This is a genomic window from Achromobacter sp. RT286_PF (assembly GCF_059760425.1).
Genome location: NZ_JCBAMR010000070.1, coordinates 1 through 14,503 on the forward strand (window position 1 = coordinate 1; position 14,503 = coordinate 14,503).

Consider the following 14,503-nt stretch of genomic DNA (forward strand, 5'->3'; position numbering starts at 1 on the left):
GTTAGGGATCCCGCGCGCTTTTCACAAGAATTCGCGTATTTTGGCGCGCATGCCGCGCCAGGGACTATACGCCGGATCAGCCGGCGACGATCGGTTTGCGATTAGGCGCGCCGCGCGCACCTCGGCCGTACGCGTCATAGGTCGCGTTCTTGCCACCTGCGCCGTTGACGTCGCGCAGCGCGTCCAGCGACTGCTGCGTGTAGCGCAGATGCACATCGATCAACGCGCCATTGCGCAGGTTGATCTCGTTGGCCGAAGCCGACTTGGTCAACAGCGCCTGCCAGATCCCCGACAACTGCGGATGCAGCACGGCAGCCTGCTCGGTGCCGGCGTGGCCGATGGGCAGGCCGATTTCGGCCAACAGGCCGTCGCGCGTGCCGCTCAGGTCAACCAGCTGCTGTGCCACGCGCGACTTGCGTTCGGTAATGGCTTGCAGCGCGCCGACGTTGCCCGGGCCGACCAGAACCTCGGTCTCTTCTTCCAGAATGGCTGAAAACTCGGTAATCAGCGCGTCTTCCTGACGCATGCAGGCCTGGAGGGAGTCGACGGGGTTCATGGTCATGCTTCGAAGGAGGATAGGGCGGTGGACGGGATTACTTCAGCAGATCGCGCGCACTGGCGATCAGGCTGTCGGCAATGCGGCCGGTATCGATCTTCAACTGGCCCGAGGCAATGGCGGCACGGATGGCAGCCACGCGCTCGACGTTGATGTCGTTCGAACCGTCTTGCAGGGCCAGCATCTTGCGCGACGCCGAACTCAACGCCACTTGCGAGCTGCTGGAGCCCGAGGGGGTGCTTGCGCCATAGGCTTGCGCAACCGCGGAATCCGGGCGCTGGCTCACGGCGTCGGCCGAAAGGGGCCGGTTGGTGGTCGAATTGATTTTCAAGGTTTTCTCCGCAGGGCGTCCTGGGTCGGTTTGCGACGGATACGCCTACTATTGTCTCTGTAACGACAGGGCCGGAAGGAACTTTAGGGCAGCTTGCCCAATGGTGTCGCGCGATTTGTAACAGACCCTACAGTTGTATTTCCACGAGACCCGCGTTACGCACCACACCGCTGACCACCTGGCCGCTGGCGGTGCGCACCTGCACCGTGGCGCCCGGCGCTGCATTGTCCAGTGCCTGCCCCTCGCTACTGACCACGAATCCGTTGCCGCGCGCGTTGATCCGAACGTTGGCGCCTCGCATGACCGACTGCGCGTTGCGCAGCGACGAGCCACGCACCGGCTGGCCGGCGTTGATGCGGTAAGCGGCCGACATGCCCACGACCGTTTGCGGGTCGGTGATGGCACCCGGCGGCAGCGACACCAGGTCGCCGTCCCGGGGGGAGAGGTCGTCCGGCGTCAGCGCCTGGCCCGCCGCGATCATGCGCGAAGCGACGTAATAGTACCCGGGCACGCTGACAGTGGCCTGCACATACGTCGTCCAGGGCTTGGGCGCGTTGCATCGCACACCCACCGTCATGCGCGACCGCAGCTTCATGCCCGACGGCATAAACGGGGACATGGCGTCGCAGGGCGCCAGGCGGTCCACCCTGGGCGGGTCGATCGCCACCGAGGGCTGCCCGGGCAGGCCGGCCAATTGTTCAAGCAGATAGTCTTGCGCCGCGTTCACGATGGCCTCGGGCGGCTGGCTGGCGGCGTCTTGCGCCAGCGCGGCTTCGTTGCCTGCCAATGCCAGGACAAGAAGGCCGCTTGCGCGCGCGAGGAGAAGTCGTGCGGAGATTTTCATGATGACTGAATTGTAAGAGTCCGAGCGGCTTCGCAATACGTGAATTGGATGAGAAATGGCGGGTTATTTGGCTGATTGTGTTTCACCGTCGGCCCCTATGATTCCGTCATCCAATGGGATAACGGTGTGTCCGAAGTCCCGTGCTCTATCCGTATTGCAACGCACGAAGGCGCCACGATGCTAGACAGGCTTAACGAAGATTTCCGGTTCTACCAGCAGGCTTTGGGACTGCGCGCGCAGCGCCAGGAAGTGTTGTCGTCCAACATCGCCAACGCCGACACGCCGAACTACAAGGCCCGCGATTTCGACTTCAAGACGGCGATGCAGAACGCGATGGAAGATTCCAAGCGCCTGGCCGATACGTCGTTGACGCTGACCTCCGCGCGCCACATTCCGGCCAAGGCTGTGTCGCAGGGCCCGACGGACCTGCTGTTCCGTTTGCCTTACCAGCCCAGCATGGACGGCAACACGGTGGACATGGACATCGAACGCGTGCAGTTCGCCGACAACACCTTGCACTACCAGAGCACGATGCAAATGATCTCCGGCCGCATCCGGACCATGCAGACCGCCATTCAGGATTGATCCATAAAGGGAGCAACAGGCAATGTCCTTGTTGAGCATTTTCGATATCGCCGGTTCGGCGCTCAGCGCGCAGTCGCAGCGCATGAACGTCACGGCCAGCAACCTGGCCAACGCCGACAGCGTGGTGGGCCCGGACGGCCAGCCGTATCGCGCGCGCCAGGTTGTATTCCAGGTCAACCCGGCCGCCGGCCAGGCCATGGGGCAGGAGATCGGCGGCGTGCGCGTTGCCGGCGTCATCCAGGACCCGTCGCCGCTCAAGCAGATCTATGACCCCAAGCATCCGCTGGCCGACGCCCAGGGCTACGTCAGCATGCCCAACGTCGATCCCGTGGCCGAAACGGTCAACATGATCGCGGCGTCGCGCTCGTACCAGGCGAACGTCGAAGTGCTGAACACCGCCAAGTCCTTGATGCAAAAGACGTTGACCATCGGTCAATCCTAATTTCCGCTCAGAGTGAATCCATGACCACCGTCGATCAAAACACCAGCACCACCGGCTTGGGCCTGGCCCAGGCGGGCGCCGGCAGCTCCATTACGTCGCAGGGCCTGCAAGACCAGTTCCTGAAGCTGCTGATGACGCAGCTGCAGAACCAGGATCCGCTGAACCCGATGCAAAACGCCGAGCTGACCTCGCAGATGGCGCAGATCGCAACGGTGGAAGGCATCACCAACCTGAAGAGCACCATCCTGGCCATCAGCGGCCAGATCGATGTGTCCCAGTCGATGAACGCCGTGTCGATGATCGGCAAGGGCGTGTTGATCCCGGGTTCCAAGGTCAAGGTCGGCGTGGACGGCGACAACGCCGCCGAGCGCGTCGTCACCCCCTACGGCCTGGATCTGCAAAGCGATGCGCAGAAGGTCCAGGTTCGTATCGCCGACGCGAACGGCGCCGTGGTGCGCACCATTGAAATGGGCGAACAGAAGACTGGCGTCTACACCCTGAACTGGGATGGCAAGAACGACGGCGGCGTGGCATTGGAGCCGGGCGCGTACACCGTGTCCGTGCTGGCAACCGACGGCGACGGCAAGAAGGTGAACGCGGAAGTCCTGAGCTACGGCCAGGTCAAGAGCGTGGCTTACTCGACGAACGGACTGCGTCTGGACCTGGGCCTGGAAGGCCAGACCAGCATGTTGGACGTGCGCAAGGTTATCGGCGCCTGAACCGGGCGGATTTGAATCGATGCCGGCGCACGGGCGACGGCTCCACATCATTAATTAGCGAGAGAAAACATGGGCTTCGGACAAGGACTAAGCGGCTTGAACGCCGCTGCGCAGAACCTGGACGTGATCGGCAACAACATCGCCAACTCCGGCACCGTCGGCTTCAAGTCGGCCACGGCCTCGTTTGCTGACGTGTACGCCAGCTCGCGCGTGGGCCTGGGCGTCAAGGTCGCCGCCATCAACCAACGCTTCACCGTCGGTACGGTGCAGGGCGGTGGTGGCGAATACGATATCGCCATCGACGGCGCCAAGGGCATGTTCCGCCTGACGGACACCAGCGGCGCGGTGATGTATTCGCGCAATGGCGAATTCCTGGTCGACAAGAACAACTTCATCGTCAACGCGCAGGGCTACCGCCTGACGGGCTACCCCGCAGGCGCCATTGGCGCGAACCCGGTCGAACTGCAACTGCCGACGGCCAACGTGGCGCCGCGCGCCACCACCACCGGCACGACCGTGGCCAACCTGGACGCCAACGCCAAGGTGGTTTATCCGGTTGATACCGTCACGGCCCCGGCCGTCGACGGCAGCGTGTCCCTGGGCGGCACGGCATATACGTTCACCCGCGATCCGCTGGGGGCACTGGTCTGGTCGGGCGCGACGCCGCCGGCCAACACCTACGGCACCGCGCCGAACACGGTCACCATCGATGCCACGGGCGCCATCACGGCCGGCGACATCAGCCAAATCCCCGGCTACGTCAACTACACCGCCGCCGTCACCGAAATCGGCCGTCCGTTCGACCCCACGGTGTCCAACAGCTACACCAACGCGTCGCCCATGACGGTGTTCGATTCGCTGGGTAACTCGCACCAGGTGATGCAGTACTTCGTCAAGCGCCCGGCGGATGCCGCCGGCAACAGCGTGTACGACGTCTACTACACGATGGACGGCCAGGCCATGGCGCCCACGACCGAAGCGGGCGGCGTCTGGGGCACCCCCCAGCAGTTCACGTTCAACAAGGCCGGCGCGCTGACCAGCGCCCCGGTCGTGACCTTGAGCTTTGCCCAGCCCGGCGGCACCACCACGCCCGCCGACCCCATCAGCATCGCCATGAACTACACCGGCACCACGCAGTACGGCAGCAACTACAAGCTGGTTGCCAAGCCGGATGGCTACACCTCCGGTGAATTCAGCGGCATCAACATCGGCGGCGACGGCAGCCTGGTGGCCAGCTACACCAACGGTGAAACGCAAGTGGTCGGCAACATCGTGCTGGCCGACTTCGCCAACCTGCAAGGCCTGCAACCGGTGGGCAACAACGCGTGGACGGAAACGTCCGCCTCGGGCCAGCCGATCCTGGGTCAGCCGGGCACCAACGGCATGTCCAAGGTGGTGGGTCAGGCGACGGAAGCGTCCAACGTCGACATGAGCAAGGAACTGGTCAACATGATCATTGCCCAGCGCACCTACCAGGCCAACTCGCAAACCATCAAGACCCAGGACGAAATCATGCAAGTCCTGATGAACCTGAAGTAAAGCTGGCTCGCGACGACACCGACGGAATAGGCAATGGACAGAATCATCTACACCGCCATGAATGGCGCGGCACGTATCACTGAGCAGCAGGCCGCGATTTCGAACAACATGGCCAACGTGAACACGACGGGCTTTCGCGAGCAGATCGCGCTGTACCGCTCGGTTCCCGTGACGGACGGAGTGAGCCTGCCCACGCGTGTTTCGACGGTGGCCTCGACCCCCGGCAACAGCTTTGAAATGGGCAACATGCAGACCACGGGCCGCGACCTGGACGTGGCACTGGCCAGCGAGAACGGCTGGATCGCCGTGCAAACGCCGCAAGGCGAAGCCTATACGCGCGGCGGCAGCCTGCAAGTGGGCATCAACGGCCTGTTGCAGACCTCGCTGGGCCAACCGGTGCTGTCCGACCAGGGCGGCCCCATCGATGTGCCCGACCAGGCCTCGCTGACGATCACGTCCGACGGCACCATCACGGCCATCGGCGCCGGCGACGGCCCGAACAATATTCTGAACCTCGGTCGCCTGAAGCTGGCCAACCCGAACAACGCGCAACTGGTGCATGGCGACGACGGCGTGTTCCGCCTGGCGCCGGTCAATGGCCAGCCCGCGCCGCCCGCGCCGGCGGACCCCAGCCTGCGCCTGCTGTCCGGCGTGCTTGAAGGCAGCAACACCAATCCGATGAAAGCGATGGTGGGCATGATTGAAAACGCCCGCCGCTTCGAGCAGCAGATGCAGGTGATCCAGCAGTCGGACCGTAACGCCGAACGCGCCAACGGCATCTTGTCCGTCAGCTGACTCGGCCGCTGATTCAACCCAAAATTTCGCGCGCGGCGCTGCCGCGGCACCAGGAGTACTTCATCATGATGCGTTCGTTGTGGATTGCCAAAACGGGCCTGGAAGGTCAACAGACCTCCATGGACGTGATCTCGAACAACTTGGCCAACGTTTCCACCAACGGGTTCAAGCGCGGCCGCGCCGTGTTCCAGGACTTGATGTACCAGACGCTGCGCCAGCCCGGTGCACAAGTGGGCGACGCCACGCAACTGCCGTCCGGCCTGCAATTGGGCACGGGTGCCCGCGTGGCCGCCACCGAGCGCATCCACACCGCCGGCAACCTGAACAACACGGGCGGCGAAATGGACATCGCCATCAACGGCCGTGGCTTCCTGCAAGTCGAACTGCCCGACGGCACCCAGGGCTACACCCGTGACGGCGCCCTGCAACGCGACCAGAACGGCCAGCTGACGACCGTCAGCGGCTACGTCATCCAGCCGCCCATGAACGTGCCGGACAACGCCTTGTCCATCTCGATCGGCAAGGACGGCATCGTCTCGGTGACCCAGCCCGGCGCCGCCGGCGTGAACGTGCAGATCGGCCAGTTGCAGATCGCCACCTTCATCAACCCCACCGGCCTGCAAAGCATCGGCGAAAACCTGTATCTGGAAACGGATGCATCGGGCCCCGCAAACCTGCTGCAACCCGGCGTGGACGGCGCGGGTTCGATCATGCAGAACTACGTTGAAACGTCCAACGTGAACGTGGCTGAAGAACTGGTCAACATGATCACGACCCAGCGCGCCTACGAAATGAACAGCAAGGCCGTCAAGACCTCTGACGAGATGCTGGCCCGCCTGACCCAACTGTGATGCCCATGTCTGTCCTGCGTCTGGTATTCGCTGCGGCGCTGGCTATGCTGGCGGCCGGTTGCGCCATGATCCCGCCCGAGCCCATCGTGACCGGGCCGACCACGGCCGCGCCGCCGCCGCCGCCCATGCCGATGGCGCAGCCGACGGGCTCGATCTATCAGCCCACCACGTACGGCAACTATCCGCTGTTCGAGGATCGTCGTCCGCGCAACGTGGGCGACATCGTCACCATCGTGCTGAACGAACGCACCAATGCGTCCAAGAACGTGGCGACGAATACGAACCGCACCGGATCGGCCACGCTGGGTATCGCCGCCGCGCCGTCCTTCATGGACAGCTGGGCGGGCGCTAACCTGAACACCGACGCCAAGGGCGGCAACGTGGCGCAGGGCAAGGGCGACAGCACCGCCAACAATGCCTTTACCGGCACCATCACCACGACGGTCGTGGGCGTGATGTCGAACGGCAATTTGCAGGTAGCTGGCGAGAAGCAGATCGCGATCAACCGCGGCAGCGAATACGTACGCTTTGCCGGGGTGGTCGACCCGCGCTCCATCACCGGCACGAACACCGTGTCGTCCACGCAGGTGGCCGACGCCCGCATCGAATATCGCAGCAAGGGCGTCATGGACGAAGTTCAGACCATGGGCTGGCTGCAACGCTTCTTCCTGCTTGCTTCGCCGTTCTGACCATGACAAAACCCACCTCCATATCCGCCATGCTGTCCCTGTTCGCCCGTGTGTGCGTGGCGGTAGGGCTGGTGGCCGGCGCCGGCGCGGCGCACGCCGAGCGGCTCAAGGACCTGGCCTCGATCCAGGGCGTGCGGGGCAACCAGCTGATCGGCTACGGCCTGGTCGTGGGCCTGGACGGCAGCGGCGACCAGGTTCGCCAGACGCCTTTCACGCAGCAAAGCCTGACCAACATGCTGTCGCAGCTGGGCATCACCGTGCCCGCCGGCAGCAACATGCAATTGAAGAACGTGGCGGCCGTCATGGTCACCACCACCTTGCCCGCGTTCGCGCGGCCCGGCCAGACGCTGGACGTGGTGGTGTCGTCCATGGGTAACGCCAAGAGCCTGCGCGGCGGCACCTTGCTGATGACCCCGCTCAAGGGCGCGGACAGCCAGGTCTACGCCATCGCCCAGGGCAACATCCTGGTCGGCGGCGCGGGCGCATCGGCCGGCGGCTCCAGCGTGCAGATCAACCAATTGAACGGCGGCCGCATCAGCGCGGGCGCCATCGTCGAACGCGGCGTGCCCACCACGTTCTCGCGCGACGGCTACATCCACGTCGAACTGAACAACACCGACTTCGGCACCGCGCAGAACGTGGCGCAGGCCCTGAACCGCAAGTTCGGCCAAGGCACGGCCACCGCGCTGGACGGCCGCGTGGTGCAGGTGCGCACGCCCATGGAGCAGTCGTCGCAGGCGCGCTTCCTGTCGCAAGTGGAAGACTTGCAGGTGGCGCGCGCGCCCACGGTGGCCAAGGTCATCATCAACGCCCGCACCGGTTCCGTCGTGATGAACCGCACGGTCATGATCGAAGAGGCGGCCGTGGCCCACGGCAACCTGTCGGTCATCATCAACCGCCAGAACCAGGTGTCGCAACCGGACACCCCGTTCACGGAAGGGCAGACCGTGGTGGTGCCCAACACGCAGATCGAAGTGCGCCAGGACAACGGCTCGTTGCAGCGCGTAAGCACCAGCGCCAACCTGGCTGATGTGGTCAAGGGCCTGAATGCCCTGGGCGCCACGCCGCAGGACCTGCTGGCCATCTTGCAGGCCATGAAAAGCGCCGGCGCCTTGCGCGCCGAACTGGAAATCATCTGACGGCCATGGCGATTACTCAAGATGCGGCAAGCGGCGCGGGCCGCCAGGAATCGGTCTTTGACATGGGCCGCTTGTCGGACCTGAAGCGCGACGTCAAGAAAGACCCCGCCGGCACCGAGCAGCAAAAGCAGGTGGCCAAGCAGTTCGAAGCCCTGTTCCTGCAAATGATGGTCAAGCGCATGCGCGAGGCAACGCCCAAGGAAGGCCTGTTCGATTCGCAGCAGACGCAAATGATGCAGTCCATGGCCGACGAGCAATTGGCGCTGCACCTGGCTTCGCCCGGCATCGGCCTGACGCAATCCATCCTGTCGCAGATGCAGCAAGGCAAGCCGGCGGACATGTCCGACGAGGCGGTGCGCGCGATCGGGCAGGGCGGCGACCTGGACTTCCGCACGGGCGGTTCGCGCGAAGTGTCGGCGCTGCTGAACGTGATGCGCAACAACCGTCCCAGCGACCGCGCGCTGGCCGCCGCCGAAGGCGCGCCCGAGCACGTGGTGGACTTCGTGTCGAAGATGTCGCGCGCGGCCAACCTGGCGTCGCAGCAAAGCGGCGTGCCGGCTCGCCTGATCATGGGTCAGGCGGCGTTGGAATCGGGCTGGGGCAAGCGCGAAATCAAGCACCCGGACGGCAGCACCAGCTACAACCTGTTCGGTATCAAGGCAGGCGCAAGCTGGAACGGCAAGGTCGTCAACGTACTGACCACCGAATACGAAGGCGGCGTTGCCAAAAAGGTGACGCAGCCGTTCCGTGCCTATTCCTCTTACGAGGAATCGTTCTCGGACTACGCCCGCCTGATTGGCAACAGCCCCCGCTACGAGGCCGTTACCCAGGCGCGCAACGAGATCGACGCGGCGCGCAAGATCCAGGACGCGGGCTACGCAACCGACCCGCGTTATGCACAAAAACTGATCGGCATCATGGGCCAATTGCGCGGCGCGGCCTCCAACGTGGAAATTTCTCGCCAGATGTTGGAAGGACTCTAAATTTGGACGATCTCCTGCCGTTATTGGAGTATCCAGAAATATCAGCTGCGGTTACATACGGGGCATTGTCAGCATGAACTTGTACAAAACAGCGCTGGGCGGGCTGAACGCCGCCCAGGCCGGCCTGGCAACCACCAGCCACAACATCAACAATGCCACCACGGTCGGCTACAACCGCCAGCGCGTCCTGACCTCGACCGCCGGCGCCCAAGCCACCGCCAACGGTTACATCGGCCGCGGCGTGCAAGTGGACACGGTTGAGCGCAGCTACGACAGCTTCCTGTACAAGCAGCTGGTCGGCGCGCAAGGCAGCGGTGCGCAATTGCAGACGCAGTTCGCACAGGTGTCGCAGATCAACAATCTGTTCGCCGACCGCACCGTGGGCATCGCCCCGGGCCTGACCGATTTCTTCACCAGCATGAACACGGTTGCCAGCAAGCCTGCCGACCCGGCGGCCCGCGCCGACCTGCTGGGCAAGGCCAACAGCCTGACCACGCAGATTCGCTCGGCCTATTCCGAGATGCAGAACCAGCGTGAAGGGCTGAACACGCAGATCACCACGACGGTGGATCAGGTCAACAGCTACCTGAGCCGCATCGACGACCTGAACACGCAGATTTCGCTGGCGGCGGGCAAGGCCAACGGCAGCCCCCCCAACGACTTGCTCGACCAGCGCGACCAGGCGGTGTTGGAACTGAACCAGATCGTGGGCATCACCACCTACGAGCAGGGCAACAAGATCAATATTTCGTTGACCAAGGGCGGCCAGTCGCTGCTGTCGGGCACGACGCTGTATCCGCTGCAAGCGGTGGCCTCGTCCAAGGACGCCAGCCGCACGGTCGTGGCCTACACGCTGCCGGCCGGTTCGGGCAAGACCGTCGCCGTTGAAATGAACGACAGCGACGTCACGGGCGGCAGCCTGGGCGGCCTGTTGCAGTTTCGCGCGACGTCGCTGGACACGATGCAGAACCAGCTGGGCCAGATGGCCGTTGGCCTGGCACTGTCGTTCAACGAGCAACACAAGCAGGGCCTGGACCAGAACGGCAACCCGGGCACCGACTTTTTCAGTATCGGCTCGCCCACGGGCGTGCCCAACACCGCGAACAAGAGCAACGCGCAGTTGACCGGCCAGTTCACCACGTTGAACAACATCAACGCCAAGGACTACGAGATCTCGTTCGACGGCACCAACTACCAGGTGCTGCGCATGCCGGAAGGCGCGCGCGTGTACAACGGCCCCGCGACCGGCACGCCGCCGAACGCCACGCTGAACCTGGACGCCGAGATGGGCGTGACGCTGACGATCGACGCGCCGCCGCAAGCCGGCGACAAGTGGTCGCTGTCGCCCACCCGCGATGCCGCGCGTGACATCAACGTGCTGATCACCGACCCGGAAAAAGTGGCCGCGGCCGACGCCGATGGCGGCGACGCCAACGGCAAGAACGCCCTGAAGCTGGCGCAACTGCAAAGCGCCAAGGTGTTGGGCCACGGCACGATGAGCACGACGGACATGTTCGCCCTGGTGGTGAACACGGTGGGCGTGCAGACCGCCCAGGTGAAGACGGCCGCCACGGCGCAGGCCAACCTGATCAAGCAGACGACGGCTGCCCAGCAGGCGGTGTCGGGCGTGAACCTGAACGAAGAATACGTCAGCCTGTCGATCTATCAAGAGCAGTACCAAGCCAGCGCCCGCATCATCGATGTGGCCAGCACCGTGTTCGACACGCTGTTGGGCCTGCGCGGCTAAGGCGATCTTTACTGTGATGACTAAAAAGCAATTCGGAGTTGGACCATGCGCTTGAGCACCTCGATGATGTACGCGAACGGCCTGAGCGGCATTATGGCTCAGGAATCCGACATGAACCGCCTGGTTGAACAGGTCGGCAGCGGTCGCAAGTTTCTGACGCCCGCGGACGATCCCCTGTCGGCCTCGCTGTCCATCGGCGTGGCGCAGACCAAGAGCATGAACAGCACGTACGGCATGAACCGTGACACGGCCATGACGAACCTGGGGCAGGAAAGCAACGTCCTGGAGTCCATCACCACCGCGTTGCAGGACGTGCGCACCCGCGTCATCCAGGCCGGTAACGGCACGTTTGCCGACAGCGACCGCCAAGCCTTGTCGACCGCGCTGAAAAGCGCCCGCGACGCACTGCTGGGCCTGGCGAACAGCACGGACGGCAACGGCCAGTACGTGTTCTCGGGCTATCAGGGCGGCGTGGTGCCTTACTCGCAGGACACCACGGGCAAGATCGTCTACAGCGGCGCCACCGGCGAACGCACGGTGCAGGTGGACCAATCGCGCCAGTTGTCCACCAGCGATCTGGGCAGCGATGTGTTCGGCCGCGCCAACCCCGGTTCGCAGGCTTACGTCAGCACCGCCGCCAACGGCAACACCGGCACGGCGCAATTCAGCACGGTGTCGGTCACGCCGGGTTCGGCCAACATTGGCAAGAATTTCCAGGTCCAGTTCGAAGCGGATCCCACCACGGGCAGCATGGGCTACCGCGTCACCACGACGGACCCGAATGCCAACCCGCCCGTGCCGCCCGTCGTCACGCCCGCGCCGCCCGCCACCGCCACGCCCTATACCGATGGCGCTGCCATCGACTTCGGTGGCGTGTCGGTTGTGATCAAGGGCACGCCGGCCAACGGCGATGTCATCAATGTCGAGTCCGTGCAGTCGGCGGACCTGGATATGTTCAACACGCTGGACAGCCTGATCAAGGTGCTGGATTCGCCGATCGCCGGTGATGAAGTTGCCCTGGCCAAGCTGAACAACGAACTGGCCACGGCCAACAAGAAGTTGTCGAACAACTACGACAACGTCCTGACCGTGGCGGCTTCGGTCGGCGCCCGCATGAACGAGCTGGAAGCGCTGGACGCAACCGGCACGAAGAAGGGCCTGACGTATTCCAAGACGTTGTCGGACCTGGAAGATCTGGATTACTACGCCGGCACCAGCCAGCTTGCCTTGCGCCAGGTGGCGCTGCAAGCCGCGTCCGGCGCGTTCCTGACCATCCAGGGATCCAGCCTTTTCAGCCGCAAATAAGCGGCAGGTTTTCCAGGCCGGGCCAGGATAGGGCTTGGGCCTAGTGCGCCACTCTCGGACGCTTCCGGTCAAGGACCGGGGCGTCCGTGGTTGCGTTCAGGGTAGGTTGTGTCGTTTCACGCTGCTTAACGCTCGGGTATTTCATGCTTGTCAATTTGAAAGTCCGCACCTGTATCGTCCTGGTGCTGTTGCTCTTCACGGCCGCCATGTTCGCGTCGAACGGCGTGGCGTGGATGGGGCTCAATTCCAGCAACGCCAAGCTGGAACAGGTCAACGACGCCTATTCCAATCAGGCGACCCAGCTCAATCGCGCCTACGCCGCGTTCCTGCGGGGCCGCTTGCTGCTGGCCAATTCGCTGATGGACATGCAGCAGGGCAAGACCGAGCAGGCCACCTCGCAGGCCAAGCGCGCCGACGCGCTGATGCAGGAGGGCAACCAACAGCTGGACGCCTTCCGCAAAAACCCCCGCATGCCGGGTTCGGACGCCGTGGTTCAAAAGCTGGAAGCCGGCTACAAGCAGTTCGAAGACGTCTACAAGCGCCAGTCCGCCGCGCTGGCGAACCTGGCCATTCAAGATTATCTGGACCTGAACGATGCCGGCGGCGCCGCCAACACGGCGTTCCGCGAAGGCGTGTATGGCGTCTTGCAGTTTGTCGATGCGCGCACTGACGAATTGGTGGTGCAGGCCGAGGTCGACCACCGCATCTCGCGCACGGTCACCATTGCACTGCTGGCCATTTCGCTGCTGTTGGCGCTGGGCTGCTGGCTGTTCATCAACCGCACCGTGCTGCGTCCGCTGCATCAGGCGGGCGAGCACTTCGACAAGATTTCCGGTGGCGACTTCACGGGCCGTATCGACGTGCGCAGCACCAATGAAATCGGCCAGCTGTTTGCCGCCATCAAGCGCATGCAGGAAAGCCTGACGCGCACGGTGGCCACGGTGCGCCGTGGCGTGGACGAAATCAACGTGGGCGCGCGGGAAATTTCCGCCGGCAACACCGACCTGTCCAGCCGTACGGAACAACAGGCCGCCTCGCTGGAAGAAACCGCTGCGTCGATGGAGCAACTGGCGTCCACCGTCAAGCAGAACGCCGACAACGCACGCCAAGCCAATCAATTGGCTGCCAGCGCGTCGGACGTGGCGGAGCGCGGTGGTTCGGCGGTGTCGGAAGTGGTCAGCACGATGCAGGGCATTTCCGCCAGCTCGCGCAAGATCTCGGAAATCGTTTCCGTCATTGATGGCATCGCGTTCCAGACCAACATCCTGGCGCTGAACGCCGCCGTGGAAGCGGCGCGCGCGGGTGAGCAGGGCAAGGGCTTTGCGGTGGTGGCGGGCGAGGTGCGCTCGCTGGCCCAGCGCAGCGCGCAGGCCGCCAAGGAAATCAAGGGCTTGATCGAAGACTCCGTCAACAAGGTTGGCGCGGGTTCGCAGCAGGTGGAACGCGCCGGCGCGACGATGCAGGAAATCGTTGCCTCGGTGAAGCGCGTGACGGACATCATGGGCGAGATCTCGGCCGCATCGGAAGAACAATCCAGCGGCATCGACCAGGTCAACCGCGCCGTCTCGCAGATGGATGAAGTCACGCAGCAGAACGCGGCGCTGGTAGAAGAAGCGGCCGCTGCGGCGGGCTCGCTGCAAGAGCAGGCCCAACGCCTGGCGGAAGCCGTGGCGGTGTTCAAGATCAATGCGGGCGAAGTCATCGAAGTGCCGGCGCGTCAACTTGCCGCGCAGCAAAGCGCGCCGCGCGTGTCGCCGCCGCAATCGCCGCCGCAAGCTTCCACCCACGCCTCGGCCCACGCCCGCGCATCGACCCCGTCATCGACTGCCCCTCGCTCCTCTGCCGCGCGCCTGGCCACGCCGATGCCGGCCGCTGCCGAACCGGCAACGCAAGAGTCGGACGACGAATACGAAGCGCCGACGCAGCCCGCAACCGCCCCGGCGGCCGCGCCTGCGCCTGCGCCGCGCAAGACCCAGGT

At 64.3% G+C, this 14,503-nt stretch carries 15 protein-coding genes; 12 read left to right on the forward strand and 3 right to left on the reverse strand.

Annotated features, from left to right (window positions below):
• Window positions 1–76: 76 nt before the first annotated feature.
• The 3 genes from AC6LJY_RS27535 to flgA all read right to left on the reverse strand — a co-directional run bounded on the left by AC6LJY_RS27535 (window position 77) and on the right by flgA (window position 1,731).
• A complete protein-coding gene (locus AC6LJY_RS27535) occupies window positions 77–556 on the reverse strand; it encodes a flagella synthesis protein FlgN (protein ID WP_104144989.1) in 480 nt (159 codons plus the stop codon).
• A 37-nt stretch (window positions 557–593) separates the two neighbouring features.
• Window positions 594–887, reverse strand: a complete 294-nt coding sequence (gene flgM, locus AC6LJY_RS27540) for a flagellar biosynthesis anti-sigma factor FlgM (protein WP_046807748.1) — start codon at window positions 885–887, stop codon at window positions 594–596.
• 127 nt (window positions 888–1,014) lie between these two features.
• The gene (flgA, locus tag AC6LJY_RS27545) at window positions 1,015–1,731 is read right to left on the reverse strand and encodes a flagellar basal body P-ring formation chaperone FlgA (protein WP_046807747.1); all 717 of its coding nucleotides are present in this window, start codon (window positions 1,729–1,731) and stop codon (window positions 1,015–1,017) included.
• 177 nt (window positions 1,732–1,908) lie between these two features.
• On the opposite strand from flgA, the gene flgB reads away from it, so the two are divergent.
• From flgB to AC6LJY_RS27605, 12 genes are all read left to right on the forward strand, one after another.
• On the forward strand, window positions 1,909–2,316 hold the full coding sequence (gene flgB, locus AC6LJY_RS27550; protein WP_006219042.1) for a flagellar basal body rod protein FlgB: 408 nt from the start codon (window positions 1,909–1,911) through the stop codon (window positions 2,314–2,316).
• Window positions 2,317–2,338: 22 nt separating this feature from the next.
• Window positions 2,339–2,758, forward strand: coding sequence for a flagellar basal body rod protein FlgC (flgC, locus tag AC6LJY_RS27555; RefSeq protein WP_046807746.1), 420 nt, complete (start codon window positions 2,339–2,341; stop codon window positions 2,756–2,758).
• Window positions 2,759–2,778: 20 nt separating this feature from the next.
• Complete coding sequence (locus AC6LJY_RS27560) at window positions 2,779–3,477, forward strand: flagellar hook capping FlgD N-terminal domain-containing protein (protein ID WP_046807745.1); 699 nt, start codon at window positions 2,779–2,781, stop codon at window positions 3,475–3,477.
• A 69-nt stretch (window positions 3,478–3,546) separates the two neighbouring features.
• Complete coding sequence (locus AC6LJY_RS27565; RefSeq protein WP_314365722.1) at window positions 3,547–5,016, forward strand: flagellar hook-basal body complex protein; 1,470 nt, start codon at window positions 3,547–3,549, stop codon at window positions 5,014–5,016.
• Window positions 5,017–5,049: 33 nt separating this feature from the next.
• The gene (locus AC6LJY_RS27570; protein ID WP_046807743.1) at window positions 5,050–5,811 is read left to right on the forward strand and encodes a flagellar basal body rod protein FlgF; all 762 of its coding nucleotides are present in this window, start codon (window positions 5,050–5,052) and stop codon (window positions 5,809–5,811) included.
• 65 nt (window positions 5,812–5,876) lie between these two features.
• Window positions 5,877–6,662, forward strand: a complete 786-nt coding sequence (gene flgG / locus AC6LJY_RS27575) for a flagellar basal-body rod protein FlgG (protein ID WP_006219047.1) — start codon at window positions 5,877–5,879, stop codon at window positions 6,660–6,662.
• Complete coding sequence (locus tag AC6LJY_RS27580) at window positions 6,662–7,351, forward strand: flagellar basal body L-ring protein FlgH (protein WP_046807742.1); 690 nt, start codon at window positions 6,662–6,664, stop codon at window positions 7,349–7,351. Before flgG ends, AC6LJY_RS27580 begins: the two co-directional genes overlap by 1 nt.
• Window positions 7,352–7,353: 2 nt before the next feature.
• Complete coding sequence (locus tag AC6LJY_RS27585) at window positions 7,354–8,490, forward strand: flagellar basal body P-ring protein FlgI (protein ID WP_046807741.1); 1,137 nt, start codon at window positions 7,354–7,356, stop codon at window positions 8,488–8,490.
• Between the two features lie 5 nt (window positions 8,491–8,495).
• Window positions 8,496–9,473 carry a flagellar assembly peptidoglycan hydrolase FlgJ gene (flgJ, locus tag AC6LJY_RS27590; protein ID WP_046807740.1) on the forward strand — a complete coding sequence of 326 codons (978 nt, stop codon included), beginning with the start codon at window positions 8,496–8,498 and terminating at the stop codon, window positions 9,471–9,473.
• A gap of 73 nt (window positions 9,474–9,546) precedes the next feature.
• Window positions 9,547–11,220 carry a flagellar hook-associated protein FlgK gene (gene flgK, locus AC6LJY_RS27595; RefSeq protein ID WP_046807739.1) on the forward strand — a complete coding sequence of 558 codons (1,674 nt, stop codon included), beginning with the start codon at window positions 9,547–9,549 and terminating at the stop codon, window positions 11,218–11,220.
• A 45-nt stretch (window positions 11,221–11,265) separates the two neighbouring features.
• On the forward strand, window positions 11,266–12,525 hold the full coding sequence (flgL, locus tag AC6LJY_RS27600) for a flagellar hook-associated protein FlgL (RefSeq protein ID WP_046807738.1): 1,260 nt from the start codon (window positions 11,266–11,268) through the stop codon (window positions 12,523–12,525).
• Window positions 12,526–12,668: 143 nt separating this feature from the next.
• The coding region (locus tag AC6LJY_RS27605; RefSeq protein ID WP_498137211.1) for a methyl-accepting chemotaxis protein at window positions 12,669–14,503 on the forward strand (1,835 nt) is incomplete at its 3' end.

Bases quoted from the DNA above. Each gene is read 5' to 3' on its own strand.
- AC6LJY_RS27535 (WP_104144989.1), bottom strand. From the start codon at position 556: ATGAACCCCGTCGACTCCCTCCAGGCCTGCATGCGTCAGGAAGACGCG.
- flgA (WP_046807747.1), bottom strand. From the start codon at position 1,731: ATGAAAATCTCCGCACGACTTCTCCTCGCGCGCGCAAGCGGCCTTCTT.
- flgB (WP_006219042.1), top strand. From the start codon at position 1,909: ATGCTAGACAGGCTTAACGAAGATTTCCGGTTCTACCAGCAGGCTTTG.
- flgC (WP_046807746.1), top strand. From the start codon at position 2,339: ATGTCCTTGTTGAGCATTTTCGATATCGCCGGTTCGGCGCTCAGCGCG.
- AC6LJY_RS27560 (WP_046807745.1), top strand. From the start codon at position 2,779: ATGACCACCGTCGATCAAAACACCAGCACCACCGGCTTGGGCCTGGCC.
- AC6LJY_RS27565 (WP_314365722.1), top strand. From the start codon at position 3,547: ATGGGCTTCGGACAAGGACTAAGCGGCTTGAACGCCGCTGCGCAGAAC.
- AC6LJY_RS27570 (WP_046807743.1), top strand. From the start codon at position 5,050: ATGGACAGAATCATCTACACCGCCATGAATGGCGCGGCACGTATCACT.
- flgG (WP_006219047.1), top strand. From the start codon at position 5,877: ATGATGCGTTCGTTGTGGATTGCCAAAACGGGCCTGGAAGGTCAACAG.
- AC6LJY_RS27580 (WP_046807742.1), top strand. From the start codon at position 6,662: ATGCCCATGTCTGTCCTGCGTCTGGTATTCGCTGCGGCGCTGGCTATG.
- AC6LJY_RS27585 (WP_046807741.1), top strand. From the start codon at position 7,354: ATGACAAAACCCACCTCCATATCCGCCATGCTGTCCCTGTTCGCCCGT.
- flgJ (WP_046807740.1), top strand. From the start codon at position 8,496: ATGGCGATTACTCAAGATGCGGCAAGCGGCGCGGGCCGCCAGGAATCG.
- flgK (WP_046807739.1), top strand. From the start codon at position 9,547: ATGAACTTGTACAAAACAGCGCTGGGCGGGCTGAACGCCGCCCAGGCC.
- flgL (WP_046807738.1), top strand. From the start codon at position 11,266: ATGCGCTTGAGCACCTCGATGATGTACGCGAACGGCCTGAGCGGCATT.